Source organism: Enterobacter cloacae complex sp. IR5402 (genome assembly GCF_049238125.1).
In the GTDB taxonomy this organism is placed as follows: domain Bacteria; phylum Pseudomonadota; class Gammaproteobacteria; order Enterobacterales; family Enterobacteriaceae; genus Enterobacter; species Enterobacter hormaechei_C.
In genome coordinates this window covers 220737-242707 of the sequence record NZ_JBMKHO010000003.1, presented here as the reverse complement: position 1 = coordinate 242707, position 21971 = coordinate 220737, and the positions used below count along the sequence as shown (strand labels likewise).

Genomic DNA, 21971 nt, shown 5'->3' with positions numbered 1-21971 from the left:
GTCCTCTTCAACTTTATTTATAAAGGTTAAATAAATGTTGACCCGATTCAGCAGAGAGTTCCAATATAGAATCCATGCTGGTTTGAGACGTTTTTGATATGGAACTTCGTTATCTGCGCTATTTTGTCGCGGTAGCACGCGAGCGACACTTCACCAGGGCGGCCAAAGCGCTGGGTATTTCACAGCCTCCTCTGAGTCAGCAGATCAAACGGCTCGAAGAGGAAGTGGGCACGCCGCTGTTCAGGCGCCTGACGCGGGGCGTGGAGCTGACCGAGGCGGGAGAAGCCTTCTATGAGGACGCCTGTAAGATCCTGGCGCTGAGCGACGCCGCGCTGGAGAAAGCCCGGGGCATCGCGCGCGGGCTGAACGGCAGCCTGTCGATTGGCATCACCAGTTCAGATGCTTTTCATCCCAAAATCTTCGCCCTGATTCGCCAGTTTCAGGTGCAGAACATGGCGGTGCAGGTTCACCAGGTGGAAGCCAATATGTCGTCGCTGACGACGATGCTGGCGGAGGGTGAGCTGGATATCGCCTTTGTGCGCCTGCCGTGCGAGAGCAGTAAGGTGTTCGAGCTAAAAATCCTCGACCGGGAGCCGATGGTGGTGGCGCTGCATCGCGATCATCCCCTGGCAGCGTGTGGCGATCTGGCGCTGGAGGAGCTGCGGGATAGGCCGGTGGTGCTGTTTCCCCAGGAGGTCGCGCCGGGGCTGTATGACCGCGTTTACGGCAGCTGCGAGCGGGCCGGGATCGATATGCAACACACGCTGCAATCTTCACAACTTTCCTCTTCCCTGAGCATGGTCTCCGCGGGCGGCGGGTTCGCGCTGGTGCCGAAATCCATGGCCGCTATTTCGCCGCCGAATGTCACCTACCATGCGCTGCGCTCGCCAGAGCTTTATACCGATATCGCACTCTGCTGGCGGCGATTTGAGCGTTCGCGGACGGTGAAGCGGTTTCTGGCGATGATGAGCGAGGGGTAGCTACGGTGTGGCTGTGCCCGGCGGCGCTGCGCTTGCGCGGGCCTACGGTTCGTGTCGCGGGTTGGTTGGCTTGTTGGCGGTTTTGTAGGCCGGGTAAGGCGCAGCCGCCACCCGGCAATGCCCTTTGGAAGCCGCCTCGCAAACTTTTAAGCAACCTTATGTAATTCAGGGGCATCCCTTTTCATCCCTTCTCCGCGGTCGTAAAGTGCCTGCGTTGCGGCACATCCGTAACCGGGCGTAGGAACCCGTTAGCATGACATGACATTTTTTTTGGACAACGAGGATGCTAAATGGCGACTACCCCTGGATTTTCATACGTACACGCTGAAGAAAGCGCTGTTCATCACCTTCTTCACCTGCAACTTCCCGATTCTGCGGATCTCTTTGAACTGGCTGGCACCTGTGCGGCGTACGTGAGCGTACTGGTGGAAATGGACGATGCGGTGACATTTTCTACGCTCTGTAAGCAACTGCTGGGTTGTTAGCGGAGTTTGTGAAGGAGCCTTATATAACGGCTCACTGAGTCGGCCTTACACAAAGGACAACGTTGTTTGATGAATGACGGTTAAGAGCGTTCAGCAGGCTTCGATGCCAGATCGACTTTCAGCCATCTCATGACTAAAAATTACTGTTCGTGCCGGGTGGGGCATGCAATTGTTAGAGGAATGCACAGGAAGGCGGTCACGCCACAGAGGGCGTGACATAAAATCAGGCCTGGTCGTCTTCTTTACCGTAGTAAAGCTTACCGATCTGAATGAGAGGACGGCCCTGGGATTTGCGGTGCAGGTTGCTGTCACGCAGTGAATAAACGCAGCCGCAGTATTCCTGCTGGTAGAACTGCTCGCGCTTGCTGATTTCAATCATGCGCGACGAACCGCCCTGTTTCCGCCAGTTATAGTCCCAATAGACCATACTCGGATAGTGGGCGGCGGCTCGCTGACCGCAGTCGTTGATTTGCTGCATATTTTTCCAGCGAGAGATGCCCAGTGAGCTGCTAATCACGTTGAAGCCATTTTCAGCGGCGTAAAGCGCAGTCCGCTCAAAGCGCATGTCAAAACACATGGTGCAGCGAATGCCGCGCTCGGGTTCCCATTCCATGCCTTTGGCGCGCTCAAACCAGTTATCTGTATCGTAATCCGCATCGATAAACGGTACGCCGTGCTGTTCGGCAAAGCGAATATTCTCATCCTTACGAATCAGATACTCTTTCTGCGGATGAATGTTCGGATTGTAGAAGAAGATGGTGTAGTCGATCCCTGAGGCCTGGATCGCCTCCATTACCTCACCAGAACACGGAGCGCAACAGGAGTGCAGCAGCAGTTTATCAGCCCCGTTTGGGAGTTCTAGTTTAGGGCGTTTGAAATCAGCGGTAGTCATAAATTTATTTGATGAGGTAATGAGGACTGAAAACAGTGTAGCATCAGAGCTGTGCTATCGGGAATGGCGGCCAGTCTCATACATATCCCGCAATGCCTGTTATTGACACATAGCGGACGCATCTTTCACACGTTTCTATATAACCTGGTTAGCAAAACTATCTCCGCTGCACTTCTTCTCAGCAAGCAATTCCTGAATACGCTACGCAAATTAAACAAATATTTCAGACCAAGATAGATCAGGCACGTTAACGCTGGATCATATGCGCGCTGGCGAAGCGTTTTGGTTTGCCGGTGAGTGCGTTTGTAGGGAACTGATGCGAGGTTTTCACCCAGACCAATTCCCCAGACGTTAATACCACTATCTCTCTCACCCCGGCCCCTCGCTCCCCGCCGCCAGCAGCGGCACCACCACATCGCTGACGGGCACCGCAATCCCGTGCCTGCGGCCATAGCGCTGGATCACGCCGTTGCGTATGTCCCACTCCATCAGGCGATCCGCCTGACGGTCGGACAGGATCGACAGCATTAAAGATCTGCACTGGGACATTCGCCCCAGCCCGCACATTAGCACCATGCAGGTGCGGTCGACGGATAAGCCGCTGACGCTCAACAACGCGATTAATATCGCCTGGCTGATCCAGGCCACGTCACACTGGCTGCTGACCACGCGGCCTTATAAGCATCAGGAACGGGATTTTCTGCGGTACCTCTTTACCGTTTTCAGGTGTGTCGCTACGGATAGGTGGATATTCAGACGAGCCGTTATGCGTTTTTAAACAATTAATAAAGAGTCAAATAGACAGAATACCCAATAAACATTCAAGTATTTATTACATCTTCAATTAATATTCACTTAATTATTATTTAAGCAAAACCACCGTATTAATCATTAACAATTTATCCAGATCCAAACCATAAGCCCCCATACTTTCTTAATTTGCATCAACGAAACCGCAGATCGTTTTATATCCACCCTGTACAAAATTGACGGCCAATTTTGTACGCGCTATCGTTGCACTAGTTACGTAACTAGCTAAACCATAAGGTCTTTTCAGGATTTCCTTAAATGGAGTTTTAAACAAATGGCTATTCCAGCTTATTTATGGCTTAAAGATGACGGCGGCGCCGATATAAAAGGCTCTGTCGATATATATGGACGTGAAGGTAGCATCGAGATTATCGCCTTAAATCACGGCATAATGCAGCCCACGGACAAGCATAACGGCAAGGCGACAAGTCTTCGCATCCATTCCCCCTATTCTTTCGATAAAGAGATCGACGCTTCCAGCCCCTATTTGTACAAGGCTGTTAGCACGGGCCAGAAGCTAAAATCCGCAGAGATAAAGTTTTACCGTATCAACGATGCTGGTCAGGAAGTGGAATATTTTTCCACCCTTCTGGAAGGCGTGAAGATCGCCAGCGTCTGTCCAATGATGCTTGATATCAAAGATCCTGACTATGAGAAGCATAACCATCTTGAGCTGGTAGAGCTGCTTTATGAAAAAATTACCTGGCGCTACGTGGACGGTAACATCATGCATTCAGATAGCTGGAATGACCGTAAGACGGCATAAGGAGAACGTTATGGGATGGAAGTATGAGCAATCAACTGGCAAGATGTATAAAGACGGCAAATTAATTGAGACAGGATATTCCGGTGCCCTTACCAATAAAAATAATCCGGACCGTCAGCATGTGAAGGGTCTGGGTCCATTGCCGCGCGGAACATATAAAATTGCGGGACATTCGAATTCTAAAGGACCCATTACCATTATCCTTGAGCAAACTTCGGGAGAGAGTTTTGGTCGTTCAGAGTTCCGCATTCATGGTGACCATAAGTACGGTCCAGCCGGATTTGCTTCGGAGGGGTGCATTATTCTCTCACTGTCAACGCGACGTAAAATCCTTCGTGACGGCGGTGAGCTTGAGGTAGTGCGATGAAATATCCAATCGTCCTGCTGCTTTGTGCGCTCACTGTCCCAGCCATTGCAGCCAGCACTGACTGGCCATCAGCACTTCATGGAATCGCCTCAGGTGACACACACTGGATTGAGCAAGCCCCAACGCTGGCTGCCACGGCTGACGTCAGGCAGGCGCAACTGCTGGAGGATGCTTTGGCCGCAGCGCTCACAACAAACACCAGCGCCACACTGAAAGCGCTCCAGACCATTGACGCGGGAAAGTGGCCGCACATGGTTGGCAGCGATATCGTCTGCACGCCGCCTCTAGAGAAATCCCCCGCCGAAGTCGACGCGTTCTATCAGCGCACCCGCCGGGCGCTGCTGGATACGGTTGATGGTGCTCAGTGCCTCTGGATCCTGGAAGCAACAATGGAAGAGCTAAACGCTGAGAAAGCCCGTCAGGGTAAGTAAGAGAGTTACCCGGCGCACAACGGCCGGGTCTTTCCCTTTCGCCAGCCCCTGGCTCACCCCGGCCCCTCGCTCCCCGCCGCCAGCAGCGGCACCACCACGTCGCTGACGGGCACCGCAATCCCGTGCCTGCGGCCATAGCGCTGTATCACGCCGTTGCGGATATCCCACTCCATCGGACGATCCGCCTGACGGTCGGCAAGAATCGACGTGCCCAAATCCACTGGCGCGCGCTGAAAGTTCGCCAGAATCTCCTCCGCCACCGCATCGTCCAGCTTCGCCCCTTCGGCGCGGGCGACGGTCAGCCCCTCGCGCAGGTAGGCCAGCGCCAGCTCGCTGATATCCTCGCGCCTGAACATCCCGGCGCGGCGATTGGCCAGCACCATCAGCCCGGCGACCGCGTTTTGCAGCAGCTTGCGCCAGGCGACGGTGGGGAAATCTTCCGAGAGCTCAACCGCGCAGCGCGTATCACGAAGCGCTTCGACCACCCGCTGCGCCTGCGGCACGTCCGGCAGCGTCAGGCGCGGTTTGGCGCGCAGCCAGACGGAGGCATCCGGCTCGCGCTGCGCAGGGAACCACACCACCGACGGCAGCACCGTTGCGCCATTGACCAAAGGCGCAAGCTGGGCTTTCTGCTCCACGCCGTTTTGCAGCGCGCAGACCACGGTGTGTTTATCGCACAGGGCGCGCAGCCAACCGGCGCTGTCGGCATTTTGCGTCGTTTTTACCGCCAAAAAAACGAGGTCAACGGGGCGCGTAATGACGCTGGGATCGGTGAGTACCGGACCGGGCACCACAATTTCACCCTCATCATGACGCAGGCGCAGTTCCGGATGCGCGGTGCGACCACACAGCAGCGGCGTGCGGCCCGCTTCATGCAGCACCGCGGCGATGGTGGTCCCAATCGCACCGGGTCCTGTCAGCGCAATGGTTGGATAGTCAGACATGGGTCACTCCCCTTTTGCTAAGCCTGCAATCAGTTATACCACCCTGAAAAGAGCGCGCCACGCCCATTGTCTATACTCAATTCATAACAGACAACGGAGTGCGCCATGCCTTTACCCGACTTCAAATCCTCTGAACCTTATACCCTCGGCATTGAGCTCGAACTCCAGGTGGTTAACCCGCCGGGTTACGATCTGAGCCAGGACTCCTCTGCCCTCATCGCCGCCGTCAAAGACGACATCAAAGGGGGCGAAGTCAAACACGACATTACCGAAAGCATGCTCGAAATCGCCACCGGCGTGTGCCAGACCATCGACCAGGCAGCGGCGCAGTTCTCGGTGATGCAGCAGAGCATCCTGCGCGCGGCGGCGGAGCATCACATCCAGATCTGCGGCGGCGGAACGCACCCGTTCCAGAAGTGGCAGCGTCAGGAGGTGTGTGACGACGAGCGCTATAACGTCACGCTGGAGCGCTTTGGCTATCTGATTTTGCAGGCGACGGTGTTCGGCCAGCACGTACACGTCGGCTGTCGGACCGGGGACGACGCAATTTATCTACTGCACGGCCTGTCGCGCTTTGTGCCGCACTTTATCGCCCTGGCCGCCGCATCACCGTATATGCAGGGCACGGACACGAAGTTCGCCTCATCGCGTCTCAACATCTTCTCGGGCTTCCCGGATAACGGACAGATGCCGTGGGTCAACAGCTGGCAGGAGTTCGAGGGGCTGTTCCGCCGCCTGAGCTCCACCAGCATGATCGACAGCATTAAGGATCTGCACTGGGACATCCGCCCCAGCCCGCATTTTGGCACCGTTGAGGTACGGGTGATGGATACCCCGCTGACGCTCGGCCACGCGATTAACATCGCCGGGCTTATTCAGGCGACGTCGCACTGGCTGCTGACCGCGCGGCCGTATAAGCATCAGGAACGGGATTTTCTGCTGTATCGCTTTAACCGTTTTCAGGCCTGTCGCTACGGGCTGGAAGGCATTCTGACAGACGTGCATACCGGCGAGCACAAAACCGTGGCGGAAGATATCGCCTGGCTGCTCGAGCAGGTTGCGCCGTCCGCCGAGAAGCTCGGCGCGACAAGCGCCATCAAGGAAATTGCCCTGCTGTTAAAGCAGGGCAAGAGCGAGGCGCAGCGCATGCGGGACTTTATCGCCGATGGCGGCTCGCTGATTTCTCTGGTGCAGAAGCACTGTGAGCTGTGGGCGACGAGTCCGTAAGGCCGTGGCCCCACTCGCGCAGGCGCTGGAACAGCACGAACAGCGCCGGGATGAACACTATCCCCACCACGGTCGCCACCAGCATGCCGCTGAAGACCGTAGTGCCGATGATGCGGCGGCTCTGGGCACCCGCCCCGGTCGCCAGCATCATCGGCAGGACGCCGATAATGAACGACACGGCGGTCATCATTACCGCGCGGAAGCGGCGCGATGCTCCCTCCCGTGCGGCATCGACAATCGCCATTCCGTCCATGCGCCGGGCGCGGGCAAACTCCACGATAAGAATTGCGTTCTTGGCGGCGAGGGCTATCAGTAGCACCAGACCAATCTGCACATACACGTCGTTGGCGTAGCCCGCCAGCCACAGCCAGACCAGCGCCCCGCCGATGGCGAACAGCACCGAGAGCATCACGCTCGCCGGCAGCGTCCAGCTCTCATACTGGGCGACGAGGAACAGCCACGCCATCACCACCGCCGCCAGCACAATCCATATCGCCTGATTGCCGGTCTGCTGCTCCTGATACGACATGCCGCTCCAGGCGTAGTCGTACCCGGCTGGCAGGTTTTCCGCCAGAATCTCGCCCATCGCCGCCATTGCGGTGCTGCTGCTCACCCCTTCCGCTGCCGAGCCGCTCACCGATACCGACGGGAACTGGTTGTACTGCTGAATAAATGGCGCGCCGACGGTCGGCGTGATGGTGACGAGGTTGCTCAGACGCACCCGCTCGCCGCTGTTGCTGCGCACGAACAGCTCGCTGATTTGCTCCGCGCGCTCGCGCCACTGCATCTCGTTCTGCATCACCACGTGGTAGACGCGGTTGTTGACGCTGAAATCCCCGGCGCGCGTGCCGCCAAAGGCGGTTTGCAGGCTGCTGAAGATGCGTGACACCGGCACGTCGAGGCGGGCCGCGCGCTCGCGGTCAACGGTGAGCGTCATCTGCGGCACGTTGCTGCTCCAGGTGGTGAACACGCGGCTCAGCTGCGGGTGCTGGTTGGCTTTCGCCAGCACCTCACGCGTCACGCGCTCCAGCTCCGCCGGGCTTTGCCCCGCCTGCGCCTGAATGCGCAGGTCGAAGCCGGAGGCGTTGCCCAGCCCCGGCAGCGTCGGCGGCGCAAAGGTCATGATGGTGGCTTCCGGCAGGGCCAGCAGCTGTCGCTGAAGGGTGCCCATCACCTCATCCAGCGGCGGACGCTCGCTCCAGTCTTTGAGCATGATGGAGATAAACCCGCCGTTCGATGCGCTGGTGCCGTTGAGGATGTTAAACCCGGAGACCTGAATCACGTCTTCTACCGCCGGGTTTTTAGCGATCAGCTCGCGCGCGGTGGTCATCACCGCTTCGGTGCGCTCCAGCGAGGCTGCCTCCGGCAGTTGGACGCTGGCGAAGAAGTAGCCCTGATCCTCCTGGGGCAGGAAGCCCTTTGGCATCGACATAAAGCTGAATACCACCACCGCCGCCGCGCCTGCGGTGGCCAGCAGCGCCAGCCACGGACGGAGGTTGAACACGCTCACGATCCGGGTGTAAAGCATGCGCGTGGCGTCCAGCCCGCGGTTGAACCCACGGAAAACGGCGGCGGGCTGTGCCGGACGCGGGCGCAGCAGCAGCGCGCAGAGCGCGGGCGTCAGGGTCAGCGCCACCAGGCTTGAGAGCGTGACGGCGGTCGAGAGCGTCACCGCAAACTGGCGGTATAGCTCGCCCACTATCCCTGGCAGGAGCGCCACCGGTACAAACACCGCCAGCAGCACCAGCGTGGTGGCAATCACTGGCCCGGCAATCTGGCGCAGCGCCAGCGCGGTCGCCGCCGTGCGGCTCTGCCCTTCCGCCATCAGGGTTTCGACGCTCTCCACCACCACGATGGCGTCATCCACCACCATGGTCAGCGCCAGAATGATGGCGAACAGGCTCAGCGTATTGGCGGAGTAGCCGAGCGTATAGAGCACCGCGAAGGTGCCCACCAGCGACACCGGAATGGCAAGGGCGACAATCAACGTCGCGCGCCAGCTTTGCAGGAACAGGGACACCACGACCACCACCGCCAGCATCGTCAGCGCCAGCGAGACGCCAATCTCTTTGATGGTGGCGGCCACAAACGAGGTGGTGTCGAATTTGACTTCATAGACCAGATCGTCCGGGAAGCGCGTGGATAACCGTTCCAGCTCCGCGCGCACCGCATCGGCCACGCGCAGGGCGTTAGCGGACGGCGTCGGGTAGATGCCGAGGTAGGCGGAGTCGTGCCCGTTCAGCTGCGCGCCAGAGCTGTAGCTGCGCGAGCCAAGCTCGATGGTGGCGACGTCCTTCAGGCGCACCAGCTGCCCCATCTCCCCGGCGCGGATAATGATATTGGCAAAGTCGTCGGCCTGGTTTAAGCGCCCCAGCCCGTTAATGGTCAGCGTCTGCTGCTGACCGTTAAACACCGGCGGCGTGCCGACCTGGCCCGCCGCCCCCTGCACGTTCTGCTCGCGCAGCGCCTGCGCCACGTCATCGCTGGTCACGTTCAGGGCGTTCATGCGGTCCGGCCTCAGCCAGATGCGCATGCTGTAGTCCCGTGCGCCAAACATCTGTACCTGCCCGACGCCCGGCAGACGCGACAGCGCCTCGCGCACCTGGGTGCTGGCGTAGTTGCTGACGAACAGCGGCGTGTGGGTGTTGTTCGGTGAGTAAAGGCTTACCCCCATCATCAGGTTGGTGGCCCGCTTGCGCACCTGCACGCCGTTTTGCTGCGCCTCGGTCGGCAGCTGCGCCACGGCCTGCGCCACGCGGTTCTGCACGTCGATGCGGCGAGATCCGGATCGGTGCCCGCCGCAAAGGTGATGTTCAGGCTGTAAGAGCCCTCATCCGAACTGGTGGACTCCATATAGAGCATATGATCCACCCCGTTCAGCTGCGTCTCCAGCGGCGTGGCGATGGCCTCCGCCACGTCAGCCGAGCTGGCGCCCGGCCATGACGCTGACACATTCACGACCGGCGGGGTGATCTGCGGGTACTGCTCCACCGGAATAATCCTCAGCGCGATGACCCCCAGCAGGGTGATGACAAGCGCAATCACCATCGCAAAGCGCGGGCGTTTGATGAAAAACGTCAGCATGATGGCTCCTTAATTCAATATCTGGACGGTTGCGCCTGGCTGCACGCGCTGCGCACCGTCAGTAATCGCTCGCTCACCGGGCTTCACGCCGGAGGCAATCTGGAACTGCTGGCCGATCTGCCCGGCGACCTTCAGCGGACGCATTTCGGCTTTATCCTCGGCGTTAATCACCCAGGCGAAGAACCCGTCGCCATTCTGCTGTACGGCAGCGGCGGGCAGAGTCAGCACCGGTAGCTCGCTTGCCGGACGCAGGTAAACGTTCACATTGCCGCCGGGCAGCAGCTGATGGCGCGGGTTGGTGAACTCGGCACGCAGCATCACGCTGGCGGTACGCGGGTCGATGCGGTTGTCCACGGAGGTGAGTTCCCCGCTGATGCGCTGGCCGTTGCTGTCAATCAGCGCCTGCCAGGCCTGCTTCATGGCGCTGATATCCGCATGCTGTCCGGCTTTGGTGGCAAACGCGCCCTCTTCCAGCGCAAAGGCGATGCGGATCGGATCGAGCTGCACCACCTCCACCAGCACACCGCTGGCAGGATTCACCAGGCTGCCGACGTGAAAGTTGCTGTGCCCCACGCGCCCGTCAATCGGCGAGGTGATGCGGGTGTAGTTCAGGGTGACGCTGCGGGTGTCGAGCCGGGCTTTGGCCTGCTCCAGCGCGGCGCTCGCCACGTCGCGCTGCATGCGGGCATTGTCCACGTCGTGACGGCTGATGGCGTTGCTGTTGCCCAGGCTTTCGAAGCGGGACAGCTGCTGCTGCGCCTGACGCAGCGTGGCTTCGGCGCTTTTCACTTCGGCCTGCGCCAGACGCAGGGCGGCGCGCGGCTCGGCGTCGTCCAGTTCGAACAACACGTCGCCTTTTTTCACATACTGGCCATCGCGGAAGTGGATTCTGGTGATGACGCCTTCCGTACGTGCACGCAGTTCAACGGTGTGGATAGCTTCAATGCGGCCCGGAATTTGGCGCTCGGCGGCGTGGGCGGTTTGCTCCACGGTGGCGACGCGAACGGGAATGACTGCGGCGAATGCGGGTTGCAGGGTGCAGGCGAGGAGCGCGAACAGGAGTGGGAATTTCATTAAGAAGTACCTCGGCGTTGTTTTCCCTCACCCCGGCCCTCTCCCACAGGGAGAGGGCGGTCAGGGTTCCCTCTCCCTGTGGGAGAGGGTTAGGGTGAGGGCAAAAAGTTATGCAGCCTTACGGAACCTGCGGGTCAGTCGCTTCTCGATTTCGACGACGAAGAACATCACCCCCGCCACCGCCAGCGTCACGAACCAGTAGCGCAGCGGCAGCGTCACGAACCAGTAGCGCAGCGGCAGCGCTTCGGTGCCGAACAGCATCTGCATAAACGGCAGGTAGATGATCGCCGCCTGGAGCAGGAACAGCACGCCCGTTACCAGCCAGATCCCTTTGTTCGCCAGCAGGCCGCGGTTCAGGGAGAACCCTTCGGTATTGCGGCAGTTAATCATGTACACCCACTGGGCGCAGACCAGCATCTGGAGCAGCACGGTGCGGATGAACTCCGCGCTGTGCCCGCGCGGGGCCAGCCAGGCTTCAAGCGCAAAGGCGGCGATGGCAATCATGGTGCCGACGAAGGCCACGCGCCAGACGGCGTAGGCATCCATCACGTGCTGCCCGGTCTGGCGCGGCGGGCGGCGCATGATGTTGCGCTCGGCGGCCTCAAAGGCCAGGCCGAAGGAGAGCGTGGCGGAGGTCGCCATGTTCATCCACAGAATCAGCACCGGCGTCAGCGGAATGATGTTCCCCGCCAGCAGCGCAATCACAATCAGTAGCCCCTGCGCCAGGTTGGTCGGCATGATGAACAGAATGGTCTTCTTCAGGTTGTCGTAAACGCGACGCCCCTCTTTCACCGCGCTGGCGATGGTGGCGAAGTTATCGTCCGTCAGGACCATGTCCGCCGCCTCTTTGGTCACTTCCGTGCCTTTGATGCCCATCGCGATACCCACGTCCGCCTGGCGCAGCGCCGGCGCGTCGTTCACGCCGTCACCGGTCATACCGACGATTTCGCCTTTATCCTGCAACGCTTTCACCAGGCGCAGCTTATGCTCCGGGCTGGTACGGGCGAAGATGTCATATTTTACCGCCGCTTCCTCCAGCTCGGCGTCGTCCATTGTCTCCAGCTGATAGCCGGTAACCGCCTGCTCGCTGTTGGTGATCCCCAGCATCTGGCCGATGCTCATCGCCGTCTGCGGGTGATCCCCGGTGATCATCTTCACGCGGATCCCCGCCTGCTGGCAGGCGTTAATCGCCTCAATCGCTTCCGGACGCGGCGGATCCATCATCCCGGCAATGCCGAGGAAAATCAGGCCGTGACTCAGGTCGTCGTGAGTTAATGCCTGCTCGCCGTTCGCTGGCTTGAACGCCGCGGCGACCATGCGCAGCCCCTGACGCGCATAGCGCTCCATCTCCGTTTCCCAGTACGCGCGGTCGAAGGCTTGCGCACCGTTGCGGGTCTACTGCTGCTCACACAGGGCGAAAATCACGTCCGGCGCGCCGGTGATCAAAATCTGCTCCTCACTGCCAATCTGGTAGTGGGTGCTCATGTACTTGTACTGAGAGTCGAACGGGATCTTGTTAACCAGCGTGGTCACGACCGGCTCGAGGTGGGCCTTGGCCGCCAGCACCTTCAGCGCGCCCTCGGTCGGGCCGCCGGTGATGCCCCACAGGCCGCGCTCGTCCTGAATCAGCTGGCTGTCGTTACACAGGTCGATGGTGCGCAGGTACTGCTCCAGCACGGTGCCCGGCTGGATCTGCACCGGCTCATCGCTGCCTTCGAGATAGATGTTGCCCACCGGCTCGTAGCTGTTGCCGTCCACGCGGTAGCAGGTGTCGGCGGTGATGATGGCTTTCACCGTCATCTCGTTCATGGTCAGGGTGCCGGTTTTATCCGAGCAGACCACGGTCATCGCGCCCAGGGTTTCAACCGTCGGCAGCTTGCGGATAATCGCCCGCTTGCGCGCCATCGCCTGTACGCCCAGAGAGAGGATGATGGAGATAATTGCCGGCAGACCTTCCGGTACGGAGGCGACCGCCAGGCTAATCAGGGAGAGCAGCAGCTCGCCCATCGGGATCTCGCGGAACACCAGGCTGAAGACAAACAGCGCGGCCATCATCGCCAGAATGATGGCGAAGATCGCTTTGCCCAGCTTGTCCATCTGCACCAGCAGCGGGGTGCGGTGTTTTTCAATGCCCGCCATCATCTGGTTGATGTGGCCGAGTTCGGTCTCCTGGCCCGTGGCAATGACCACGCCCACGCCGCCGCCCGCGCTGACCGTCGTACCGGAAAAGACCAGGTTCGTACGGTCGCCCAGCGGTAATTCGCCGCTCAGCGGGTTCGTGTGTTTATCCACCACGGTGGATTCACCGGTCAGAATAGCCTCTTCCACGCGTAAATTATGCGCTTCGATTAAGCGCATATCCGCCGGAATACGATCTCCTGCGCGCAACACAATAATATCGCCCGGGACGATTTCCGTCGTCGGGATAGTTTCATGGTTGCCGTTACGAATAACGCGCGCCTCGCTGGAGAGCATATTGCGAATACTCTTCAGGGATTTTTCCGCGTTACTTTCCTGAATGTGGCCAATTAAGGCATTGATTACCGCCACGCCCAGAATAACCAGCGTATCAACCCAGTGTCCCATTACTGCCGTTAATACGGCGGCTGCCAGCAGGACGTAAATCAGGACATCGTTAAAATGCGCGAGAAAACGCAGCCAGCCCGGCTTGCCTTTTTTCTCCGGCAGCGCGTTCGGGCCATGCTTCTGTAAACGCGCCTGCACCTCGGCGCGGTCCAGGCCATTAGCCTGGCTCTGCGCCTGAGCAAGCACCTGCTCTACGGTCTGCTGGTACGCCTGCCCGCCTGCGGGTGGCATATTCTGCGAGAAATTTTTTTTGGTCATGGTATTTTTCCTTCAATATCCGGTGGACGGAAGCCGGAATTCCTTTCTGGCTTTAAATAATTCATTTTTAAGTCTTGCGGGTTAAATTGATCTACCGCAATATATTGACTACCCGGTTATTCAAAACTGATTAAAATTATTTCGACGCGTTGATTTTTACAAAATATTTCTAAACCAACACTAAACGAGGAGGAAGCATGTTTGGTATTTATCGCGGACGGCGTCTGGCGTTATACATTGTCGCAGCCATTGTTATTGCGACGTTAATTGGATATAGCACCTATAGCTTTGTAAAATTATTTTCGTGAGAAAAACGTTTATTTACATAACGCGATATTAATTTAATCGCCCCGAAAATATTATCTGTTTTCTGTTATTAATTCGCAGAATAACGGTGGCCTTTCACCCAATTTTGCCAGCGGGGATGATATTGCTTTACGTTTCAGGATGCCGGACAATGACATTTTTAACTGACGATTAACATTACGATGAAACACCCGTTAGAATCGCTGCTCACCGCAGGGGGCATTTTGCTGATGGCCCTGCTCTCCTGCCTGCTGTTACCTGCGCCGTCGCTGGGTCTGGTGCTGGCGCAGAAGCTGGTTCAGACCTTTCATATGGTCGATCTGAATCAGCTGTACACCATTCTGTTCTGTCTGTGGTTTTTGGTGCTCGGCGCCATCGAATTCTTTATCCTGCGTTTCATCTGGCGCCGCTGGTATTCACTGGCGTCGTAAGCCAGTGAGATCGCGCATCCCGTGGATCAGCGCTTCACACCAGGCCGCGTAGTCGTGGCCGCTGGATGAGGGGTGGAAGCTGACGCGGTAGCCTTTTTTCCTCAGCACCTGTTCAAAATCCTGCGTGGTGCGATAGATGCCGCCGCCCGGCCCCGCGGTTTCAAACTTCCCGGCCTGTAACCAGAAGCGCACCGGATACGGTGGAGACTGTTGGTACTGACGCGTCAGCCAGCCCGGGGCGTCACCTTCCGGCGCCCACCAGTAAGAACCGGAAAGGCTCAGCACGTTGCCAAACAGGCGCGGATAGCGCAGCGCCACCCATGAAGAGGCAATTCCCCCGTAGCTGGATCCTGCCAGTACGGTTTTCTGCCGCTGCATGCCGATGCCCTTCCCCCGCAGCCACGGCAGCAGCTCGTGCGCCATAAAGTCAGCAAAATCCGGGTTCGGCGGCAGCTCGTTGCCGCGACGGGCGTGATCGAGGCTGTCGATAAACACCACGTTAATCGGCGGCAGGTGATGCCGGGCAATCAGACCGTCCAGCACGTTGGCAAAATGGTATTCGTCCTGATAAACCTGTCCGTCGAAAAGGATGAGCGTCCAGCGTGCAGGCTGTGCGCCGCGCGGTTTGTAGATCATCACGTCGCGGGCGTTGCCAAGGATGTGGCTGGAAAAAATCTGACGGCTCAACGTCCCGTGCACCAGCGGCTTTGCCGTGGCCTGAACGGAGCAGTAGCGCGCCGGGCTGAGATTGAGCAGCGAATAGCGATTCCAGCGATCGGTCTTCTGCTCCCCGAAGGTATTCGGGTTAAGCGGATCGGCCTGCGCGCTTACCAGGATGGCGCGGCGTTGATCGCGTGTGGAACCCTCGACGATCGGCACATCGGGCGCGAGCTTGTACTGCATTACCGTATCAGCGGGGACTACATAGCTGCGGAACCAGACGTCGCTGTTGCCCAGGCGGAACAGCGGATCGTGATCCCCCGCCGGCGAGCCGAGAATGAAGACGTTATCCCGCGCGCCGCGCCACAGAAAGGTCACGCGCTTATGGCTCGCATCTACCGGCTCCACCATCGGCGTTCCCTGTCGACGCTGCGCCTGCCAGAACGCCTCGGTACTTCCACCGGCAGAAATGACGCTTGCCAGCGCCTTCAGCGTCGGGCTTTCAGGCGCCAGCATCTGCACGCGTGGTAACGGAGAGGTCTCTTTCATCCGCCACTGAAAACGCCACGGCTTACCGGCTTCTCCGTGTAGCACCAGCGAGGTGTTCTGTTTCACCGGCAGGGCAAACAGCAGCGTGTGTTCCCCGTCCGCAGGACCATTTTCGATCAGCGTGCGGATGCGGCGGTTTTGCCCATCAAGCAGGCGCGCATCCGTCACGCCATTCAGCGTGGCGGAAACGTAGTTTTCACCCAGTTCAGGCAGGGAGAAGCAGACTTCGCCGCTGGCATCAAACTTTCCCTGAATATCGCCCTGCCGGGACGTCTGCTCGCACGTTGCCGCCACGGCGGGCAGCGCGCCGATCCCCAACAGCAACCCACTCCATACCCTCTTCATTACCGCTTGTTCCCCAACGAAATTTGTTAACAACGCTAATGCAAATGGTAATAATTTTCAATATCATCAACGGCGATTTACCGGTGATTTTATGGCGATAGCAACCAAGGACGTTCAATAAAAATGTTTAAAAATAATAAGATAATGCGGCTCTGGCTACTGAGTCTGGCGACGACCAGCGTCGCGGCTCAGGCAGAAACGAAAGAAGAAACGATTACGGTGACGCAGGGCGTGAGTGAAGAGCCCACTGCGCCCGTAAAAGGCATTGTGGCGACGAAAACGCTCTCCGCCACCAAGACCAGCGCGGAGATCGTGAAGACGCCGCAGTCGGTATCGGTGATTACCCGCGATCAGATGAACATGCAGGACGTCACCTCCGTTTCGCAGGCGCTGCGCTACTCGGCGGGCGTGTTTACCGAGTACCGGGGCTCGTCTAACCGTAACGACGAGGTGTTTGTGCGCGGCTTTAGCTACGTGCCGAAATTCCTCGACGGCTTAAGCTTTGGCGCAACGGCCTCATCACAGACGGGCACAGTTGACCCGTGGCTGCTGGAGCGCGTGGAGCTGGTGCGCGGCCCGGCCTCGGTCCTGTTTGGACAGGTCAATCCGGGCGGGTTAATCAGCATGACCAGCAAGCGCCCGACGGCGGAGGCCATTCACAACGTGCAGTTCCGCACCGGCAATAACGATCTCGCCGAAGGTGCGTTTGATTTCGGCGGCAGGCTGAGCGACGACGGCCGCGTGCTGTATCGCGTGAACGGTATCGCCCGTACGCAGCATAATCAGGTGGACGATTATAAAGAGACGCGGATGGCGATCGCCCCGGCAATCACCTGGTACCCGAACGATCAGACCCGCTTTACGCTGCTGACCAGCTACCAGAAAGATCCGGATGCCGGATACCGCAACTTCCTGCCCGCGTATGGCACGGTGAAAAGTGCCGACGGGAAGTACATCCCGCGCGATTTTAACGTCAGCGATCCGAATTACAATCAATCCTGGCGCGAGCAGACGATGATTGGCTACGAGCTGGAACACCAGTTCGCCGACAACCTCACCTTCCGCCAGAACGCCCGTTACGCCACCATCAAGCAGAAATATCGTTATCTGGTTTACGCCAACAGCGCGGCCAACAGCACGGTGTTGACCCGTCGCGCCCAGCGTGAAGCGCGCACGACCAACGAATTTGGCCTTGATAACCAGCTGGAATATCAGCTGGAGACCGGAAGCGTCAGCCACACCCTGCTCGGCGGGTTTGATTACAAGACCAGCAAGGATAAACAGCTGCTGGCGCGCGGGAGCGGCTCACAGTATGACCTTGACTGGACAAACCCGGTTTACGGCGTGAACGTGGATGAAAGTACCTTCAAAACGGCGTCCGACGAGCAGCAAAATCTCGACCAGATGGGCCTGTATCTTCAGGATCAGATGAGCTGGAATAACTGGGAGTGGCTGGTTTCCGGGCGCTACGACTGGAGCGAAGTGCGTACCAGCGACTTCACCGATAACAGCGTTACGCAGCAGAACGACAGCAAATTTACCTGGCGCACTGGCCTGCTGTACGCGTTTGATTCTGGCCTGTCGCCGTACATCAGCTACAGCACCTCGTTTGAACCGAACCTGCAAACCAACCGTGCGCCGGGCGTTGCGCCCTTCAGGCCTACTACCGGGGAGCAGACCGAGATTGGCGTGAAATATCAGCCGGTCGACACCACGCTGATGACCCTGGCGCTGTACGATTTAACTCAGAACAACGTCGCGACCTATAACAGCGCTGAAGGCTGGTTCGAAAATGCGGGCAAGGTGCGTTCGAAAGGCGCTGAAGCGGAAATCCACGCCACGCTGATGGATAACATAAACCTGATTGGCTCCTACACTTACACCGATGCAAAAACCGAAAGCACCACGGTGGCGGGAACTGAAGGCAAAACGCCTGCGCGCATTCCGGCACATATGGCATCGGCGTTCGCCAGCTATACCGTTCCGGGCGGCGCGCTGAAGAGCCTGACCGCTGGCGTGGGGATGCGCTACATCGGCACCAGCTACGGCGATGCGAAGAATACCTTCAAGGTGCCATCGGTGGATCTGTATGACGCGATGCTGCGCTACGACCTGGGCGAGATGAACCGCAGCCTGAAAGGGGCAAGCGCGCAGTTCAACGTCAATAACGTGGCAGACACAAAGTATGTGGCGTCGTGCGCAAGCGATACGGCGTGCTTCTACGGGATTGGCCGGACGGTGACGGCGACGGTGAATTACAGCTGGTAAGCATGGTGCGGTCTGATCCCCTCACCCTAACCCTCTCCCCATAGGGGAGAGGGGACGATTACGCCCTCGCCCCTTTGGGGACAGGGCCGGGGTGAGGGGATGTTTTTCAGTGCGCCCGACCGTGATTTTCTTTGCGGTACGCCCCGGGCGGCTGGTTGAAGGTGCGGGTAAAGATGCGGGTAAACGTCTGCTGCGAGTCAAACCCGTAGCGCAGGCAGATATCGTACACGCGCTCGTCTGACTCACGCAGATCGCGCGCCGCCATCAGCAGCTTGCGTTCGCGGATGTAGCGCCCCAGACTTTCGCCTTTGTACTGCATAAACAGCCGCTGTAAATGCCATTTTGAGTAACCCGCATGGCGGGCAATCTCTTCGATGCGTAACGGCTGGTGTAGGTTGTCATCGATCCATTCGACAATCGTATCAATGACCTGAGCGGAAATCGTCATACTGCTCTCCCCCTCTGCTTCTCGCTTAAACATTATTCCCACCACTCGCGAAATTGTTGCGTGGTATCACTCACCCGCACGGGCTCGCCCAGCTCCGGCGTCAGCAGCCGGTAGTTTTTATCCTTGCTGGCTTTCGCCAGCTGGATCAGTGGATCGTTCCAGGTATGTTTCGCCAGCACAAAACGCCCGTTATGTCCCGGTACGACCGCTTTGGCATTGAGATCTGCCGAGGCCTGCGCCGTTTCCGCCGGATGCATATGGATGTACTTCCAGTCCTGGTCGTACTGCCCGTTTTCCATAATGGCTAAGTCCACTCCGCCAAACTGCTCGCCAATAGCCTTGAAGTGCGGGCCGTAACCGGAGTCTCCGCTGTAGTAAACCTTTCGCTCTGGGGTGACAAACATAAAGCTCCCCCACAGGGTCTGGTTACGCTTAATGCCGCGCCCGGAAAAATGGCGCGCGGGCAGAACATGTACCGTCAGCGCATCGCTGATATGCACCGATTGGTTCCAGTCCCGCTCGTCGATTATCTCCGGGGTCATCCCCCAGTAGCGCAGATGCGAACCCACGCCCAGCGGCGTGACCACGCGCTTAACCTTCGGCAGCAGCGCCTTGATGGTGGCGTAATCCAGATGGTCATAGTGATCGTGGGAGATAATCAGCAGGTCGATCTCCGGCATGCTCTCCGCACGCCACGGGTACTCCCTCGCAAATGCTTTATTGAGAAACGAGAACGGTGCGGCGTAGCTACTCAGAACCGGATCGATCAGGATGCGTTTCCCTGCAAGCTGCATATACCAGGAGGAGTGGCCGAGCCACACCAGCGTGTCCTGTTCAGGCGACAGGCTCGCCAGATCGGTTTTCACCAGCGGCAGCGGCTGCGCAGGACGGGCGTTTTCGGTTTTACGGGTAAGGAACTGCCACCACGCCACCAGCATATTTTGTTGCCCGGTAAAGCCCGGCGTAGGGAGCGTGTTATGGAATTGCCCGTCGCGATAGTGCGGAGAGGCTTCCACTTCTGAGAGCTGCGCACCCTGCGGTGGCTGGCCAAATCCGGCATTCAGTACAAACGGTAAACTGGCAGCTGAAGCAATAATCATGACTAACACCACGCAGATGAATAGAGGCTTTTTCATTTCCTGACCCGCCTACGCGCCCCATCCGATGGTTTGCGCGTGTGATACTTGATTATGAGTGAGTAAGCACTCATTATAGATAGGGTGATTACGCCGTCAAGAAGGTTTTCGATCTTTGACATTCCGCGTTGCAGCGTATCAAGGCTCGTGTTTCAATCAGGGCTTTTACAATTGACGGGAGGAAAAATTTAGTGGCACGTCCGAAGAGTGAAGATAAAAAACAGGCCTTACTGGAAGCAGCAACGGCTGCGTTTGCGCAGTCAGGTATTGCCGCCTCAACGGCGTTAATTGCCCGTAATGCGGGCGTCGCTGAAGGGACACTGTTTCGCTACTTTGCTACCAAAGACGATCTGCTGAATGCCCTCTACCTGCATCTGAAGCAGGATCTCTGCCAGACCATGCTGGCGAATCTCGATCGCACCATCACCGAGCCAAAAGAGCATACCCGCAATATCTGGAACAGCTATGTGGACTGGGGCATTCGTAACCCCCTGGCGCATGCGGCTATCCGTCAGATTGGCGTCAGTGAAAAGCTGAACGCCGAAACCGAGCAGGCGGTGAAAGACATGTTCCCGGAACTGCATGAACTGTGTCGTCGTTCGATCCGCCCGGTGTTTATGTCTGACGAGTTTAAGACCTTCGGTGATGCAATGTTCTTATCGCTGGCTGAAACCACCATGGAGTTTGCCGCCCGCGATCCGTCCCGTGCCGTCGATTTTAAAGCGCTGGGCTTTGAAGCCATGTGGCGCGGGCTTGCTGAGGAAGATAACCATGGACAGTAAATCCTTGCAGGAACATGCCAGACGCGTCGCGCTGGAGATGCCTTTTACCGAACATTGCTGGCCGTTTGGCCCGGAGTATGACGTGTTTAAGGTGGGCGGGAAAATTTTTATGCTGATGGCGACCGCACACGGTCGGGCCCACGTCAGCCTGAAATCCGATCCGGAAAAATCGCTGCTCAATCAGCAGATCTACCGTGGCGTGGAGCCCGGTTACCATCTGAATAAAAAACACTGGATCTCCCTTTATGGCACGGACGACATCACGCCTGAACTGGTCACCGACCTGATTACGGATTCGTGGAATCTGGTCGTTGATAAACTGCCGAAAAAAGATCAGAAGTGGATTCGCCCAGCCTGATTGTTCGTCTCAGACGAACAGAATAAGCGCTCGAATCGCACTTATCTTTTCCCGCTTCGCGCGGTAATCTGCTTTCCTTTCACGCCCGCCCGCGGGCGAATTTCATCACCAGGAGTTGTTATGGATATTATTTCTGTCGCCCTGAAACGCCACTCTACCAAGGCGTTCGACCCAGCCAAAAAACTGACCGCAGAATAAGCGGAAAAAATCAAAACGCTGCTGCAATACAGCCCGTCCAGCACCAACTCCCAGCCGTGGCACTTTATTGTTGCCAGCACTGAAGAGGGTAAAGCGCGCGTGGCAAAATCCGCGGCGGGCACCTATGTGTTTAACGAACGCAAAATGCTGGATGCCTCTCACGTAGTGGTGTTCTGCGCGAAAACCGCGATGGACGATGCCTGGCTTGAGCGCGTTGTCGATCAGGAAGAGGCTGACGGCCGTTTCGCCACGCCAGAAGCAAAAGCCGCGAACCACAAAGGCCGCTGCTATTTTGCCGACATGCACCGCGTGGATCTGAAAGATGACGACCAGTGGATGGCGAAGCAGGTTTACCTTAACGTCGGCAACTTCCTGCTGGGCGTGGCCGCGATGGGCCTGGATGCGGTACCAATCGAAGGGTTTGACGCCGCGATCCTCGACGAAGAGTTTGGCCTGAAAGAGAAAGGCTTCACCAGCCTGGTGGTGGTCCCGGTCGGGCATCACAGCGTGGAAGATTTCAACGCCACGCTGCCGAAATCTCGCCTGCCGCTGAGCACGATTGTGACTGAGTGCTAAGCGCTTCTGG

At 58.1% G+C, this 21971-nt stretch carries 16 protein-coding genes and 5 pseudogenes; 12 read left to right on the top strand and 9 right to left on the bottom strand.

The genetic code is table 11. From position 1 onward, the window contains the following. Positions 1–98 precede the first annotated feature (98 nt). Together ACOTXL_RS07425 and ACOTXL_RS07420 are read left to right on the top strand one after the other, a co-directional pair. Positions 99–980, top strand: a complete 882-nt coding sequence (locus ACOTXL_RS07425) for a LysR family transcriptional regulator (protein ID WP_045350576.1) — start codon at positions 99–101, stop codon at positions 978–980. Between the two features lie 290 nt (positions 981–1270). Further along, entirely contained in the window at positions 1271–1465 is a 195-nt protein-coding gene (locus ACOTXL_RS07420) for a hypothetical protein (protein ID WP_023315576.1), read from the top strand. Between the two features lie 223 nt (positions 1466–1688). Here the strand turns inward: ACOTXL_RS07420 and ACOTXL_RS07415 are convergent, their stop codons facing one another. Both ACOTXL_RS07415 and ACOTXL_RS07410 read right to left on the bottom strand, forming a co-directional pair. Next, positions 1689–2357, bottom strand: coding sequence for an epoxyqueuosine reductase QueH (locus tag ACOTXL_RS07415; RefSeq protein ID WP_410031809.1), 669 nt, complete (start codon positions 2355–2357; stop codon positions 1689–1691). A 369-nt stretch (positions 2358–2726) separates the two neighbouring features. Continuing rightward, positions 2727–2879: pseudogene (locus tag ACOTXL_RS07410) on the bottom strand (ketopantoate reductase C-terminal domain-containing protein); the annotation flags it as partial. On the opposite strand from ACOTXL_RS07410, the pseudogene ACOTXL_RS07405 reads away from it, so the two are divergent. The 4 genes and pseudogenes from ACOTXL_RS07405 to ACOTXL_RS07390 all read left to right on the top strand — a co-directional run. Then, positions 2875–3098 (top strand): annotated as a pseudogene (locus ACOTXL_RS07405) (glutamate-cysteine ligase family protein); the annotation flags it as partial. The pseudogenes ACOTXL_RS07410 and ACOTXL_RS07405 sit on opposite strands and share 5 nt — an antisense overlap. Before the next feature lie 343 nt (positions 3099–3441). Beyond that, a complete protein-coding gene (locus ACOTXL_RS07400; protein ID WP_003858859.1) occupies positions 3442–3933 on the top strand; it encodes an Hcp family type VI secretion system effector in 492 nt (163 codons plus the stop codon). A 10-nt stretch (positions 3934–3943) separates the two neighbouring features. After that, positions 3944–4300, top strand: a complete 357-nt coding sequence (locus tag ACOTXL_RS07395) for a tlde1 domain-containing protein (protein ID WP_006809708.1) — start codon at positions 3944–3946, stop codon at positions 4298–4300. Then, on the top strand, positions 4297–4731 hold the full coding sequence (locus ACOTXL_RS07390; RefSeq protein ID WP_045350578.1) for a hypothetical protein: 435 nt from the start codon (positions 4297–4299) through the stop codon (positions 4729–4731). The genes ACOTXL_RS07395 and ACOTXL_RS07390 overlap by 4 nt, the downstream gene beginning before the upstream one ends. A gap of 53 nt (positions 4732–4784) precedes the next feature. On the opposite strand, the gene ACOTXL_RS07385 is transcribed toward ACOTXL_RS07390, so the two are convergent. Then, the gene (locus ACOTXL_RS07385; RefSeq protein ID WP_045350579.1) at positions 4785–5675 is read right to left on the bottom strand and encodes an oxidoreductase; all 891 of its coding nucleotides are present in this window, start codon (positions 5673–5675) and stop codon (positions 4785–4787) included. 105 nt (positions 5676–5780) lie between these two features. Between ACOTXL_RS07385 and ACOTXL_RS07380 the strand changes: the two genes are divergently transcribed. Beyond that, complete coding sequence (locus tag ACOTXL_RS07380) at positions 5781–6902, top strand: YbdK family carboxylate-amine ligase (protein WP_003858868.1); 1122 nt, start codon at positions 5781–5783, stop codon at positions 6900–6902. Here ACOTXL_RS07380 and ACOTXL_RS07375 read toward each other — a convergent pair. The 3 genes and pseudogenes from ACOTXL_RS07375 to ACOTXL_RS07365 form a co-directional block, all read right to left on the bottom strand. Then, a pseudogene (locus ACOTXL_RS07375) lies at positions 6832–9986 on the bottom strand (efflux RND transporter permease subunit). The gene ACOTXL_RS07380 and the pseudogene ACOTXL_RS07375 overlap by 71 nt on opposite strands. 9 nt (positions 9987–9995) lie before the next feature. Beyond that, positions 9996–11060, bottom strand: a complete 1065-nt coding sequence (locus ACOTXL_RS07370) for an efflux RND transporter periplasmic adaptor subunit (protein ID WP_045350580.1) — start codon at positions 11058–11060, stop codon at positions 9996–9998. Positions 11061–11168: 108 nt separating this feature from the next. Then, a pseudogene (locus tag ACOTXL_RS07365) lies at positions 11169–13904 on the bottom strand (cation-transporting P-type ATPase). 488 nt (positions 13905–14392) lie between these two features. On the opposite strand from ACOTXL_RS07365, the gene ACOTXL_RS07360 reads away from it, so the two are divergent. After that, a complete protein-coding gene (locus tag ACOTXL_RS07360) occupies positions 14393–14641 on the top strand; it encodes a DUF1158 domain-containing protein (RefSeq protein WP_045350582.1) in 249 nt (82 codons plus the stop codon). Here ACOTXL_RS07360 and ACOTXL_RS07355 read toward each other — a convergent pair. Continuing rightward, the gene (locus ACOTXL_RS07355; RefSeq protein WP_045617523.1) at positions 14627–16195 is read right to left on the bottom strand and encodes an alpha/beta hydrolase-fold protein; all 1569 of its coding nucleotides are present in this window, start codon (positions 16193–16195) and stop codon (positions 14627–14629) included. The two genes, ACOTXL_RS07360 and ACOTXL_RS07355, sit on opposite strands and share 15 nt — an antisense overlap. 123 nt (positions 16196–16318) lie before the next feature. On the opposite strand from ACOTXL_RS07355, the gene ACOTXL_RS07350 reads away from it, so the two are divergent. After that, complete coding sequence (locus tag ACOTXL_RS07350; RefSeq protein ID WP_022650540.1) at positions 16319–18463, top strand: TonB-dependent siderophore receptor; 2145 nt, start codon at positions 16319–16321, stop codon at positions 18461–18463. A 106-nt stretch (positions 18464–18569) separates the two neighbouring features. Here the strand turns inward: ACOTXL_RS07350 and ACOTXL_RS07345 are convergent, their stop codons facing one another. Further along, positions 18570–18911 carry a RamA family antibiotic efflux transcriptional regulator gene (locus tag ACOTXL_RS07345; RefSeq protein WP_003858880.1) on the bottom strand — a complete coding sequence of 114 codons (342 nt, stop codon included), beginning with the start codon at positions 18909–18911 and terminating at the stop codon, positions 18570–18572. A gap of 32 nt (positions 18912–18943) precedes the next feature. Beyond that, positions 18944–20047: a RomA family MBL fold metallo-hydrolase gene (locus ACOTXL_RS07340; RefSeq protein ID WP_045350584.1), complete on the bottom strand. Its 1104-nt coding sequence runs from the start codon at positions 20045–20047 to the stop codon at positions 18944–18946. A gap of 191 nt (positions 20048–20238) precedes the next feature. Between ACOTXL_RS07340 and ACOTXL_RS07335 the strand changes: the two genes are divergently transcribed. The 3 genes and pseudogenes from ACOTXL_RS07335 (at position 20239) to nfsB (ending at position 21961) form a co-directional block, all read left to right on the top strand. Next, the gene (locus tag ACOTXL_RS07335; protein WP_003858882.1) at positions 20239–20829 is read left to right on the top strand and encodes a TetR/AcrR family transcriptional regulator; all 591 of its coding nucleotides are present in this window, start codon (positions 20239–20241) and stop codon (positions 20827–20829) included. Then, a complete protein-coding gene (locus ACOTXL_RS07330; protein WP_003858883.1) occupies positions 20819–21187 on the top strand; it encodes an MmcQ/YjbR family DNA-binding protein in 369 nt (122 codons plus the stop codon). Before ACOTXL_RS07335 ends, ACOTXL_RS07330 begins: the two co-directional genes overlap by 11 nt. 120 nt (positions 21188–21307) lie before the next feature. After that, positions 21308–21961, top strand: a pseudogene (gene nfsB / locus ACOTXL_RS07325) (oxygen-insensitive NAD(P)H nitroreductase). The last annotated feature ends 10 nt before the right edge of the window (positions 21962–21971 follow it).

Bases quoted from the DNA above. Each gene is read 5' to 3' on its own strand.
- ACOTXL_RS07385 (WP_045350579.1), bottom strand. From the start codon at position 5,675: ATGTCTGACTATCCAACCATTGCGCTGACAGGACCCGGTGCGATTGGG.
- ACOTXL_RS07420 (WP_023315576.1), top strand. From the start codon at position 1,271: ATGGCGACTACCCCTGGATTTTCATACGTACACGCTGAAGAAAGCGCT.
- ACOTXL_RS07355 (WP_045617523.1), bottom strand. From the start codon at position 16,195: ATGAAGAGGGTATGGAGTGGGTTGCTGTTGGGGATCGGCGCGCTGCCC.
- ACOTXL_RS07395 (WP_006809708.1), top strand. From the start codon at position 3,944: ATGGGATGGAAGTATGAGCAATCAACTGGCAAGATGTATAAAGACGGC.
- ACOTXL_RS07390 (WP_045350578.1), top strand. From the start codon at position 4,297: ATGAAATATCCAATCGTCCTGCTGCTTTGTGCGCTCACTGTCCCAGCC.
- ACOTXL_RS07340 (WP_045350584.1), bottom strand. From the start codon at position 20,047: ATGAAAAAGCCTCTATTCATCTGCGTGGTGTTAGTCATGATTATTGCT.
- ACOTXL_RS07400 (WP_003858859.1), top strand. From the start codon at position 3,442: ATGGCTATTCCAGCTTATTTATGGCTTAAAGATGACGGCGGCGCCGAT.
- ACOTXL_RS07345 (WP_003858880.1), bottom strand. From the start codon at position 18,911: ATGACGATTTCCGCTCAGGTCATTGATACGATTGTCGAATGGATCGAT.
- ACOTXL_RS07425 (WP_045350576.1), top strand. From the start codon at position 99: ATGGAACTTCGTTATCTGCGCTATTTTGTCGCGGTAGCACGCGAGCGA.
- ACOTXL_RS07350 (WP_022650540.1), top strand. From the start codon at position 16,319: ATGTTTAAAAATAATAAGATAATGCGGCTCTGGCTACTGAGTCTGGCG.
- ACOTXL_RS07370 (WP_045350580.1), bottom strand. From the start codon at position 11,060: ATGAAATTCCCACTCCTGTTCGCGCTCCTCGCCTGCACCCTGCAACCC.
- ACOTXL_RS07380 (WP_003858868.1), top strand. From the start codon at position 5,781: ATGCCTTTACCCGACTTCAAATCCTCTGAACCTTATACCCTCGGCATT.
- ACOTXL_RS07360 (WP_045350582.1), top strand. From the start codon at position 14,393: ATGAAACACCCGTTAGAATCGCTGCTCACCGCAGGGGGCATTTTGCTG.
- ACOTXL_RS07415 (WP_410031809.1), bottom strand. From the start codon at position 2,357: ATGACTACCGCTGATTTCAAACGCCCTAAACTAGAACTCCCAAACGGG.
- ACOTXL_RS07330 (WP_003858883.1), top strand. From the start codon at position 20,819: ATGGACAGTAAATCCTTGCAGGAACATGCCAGACGCGTCGCGCTGGAG.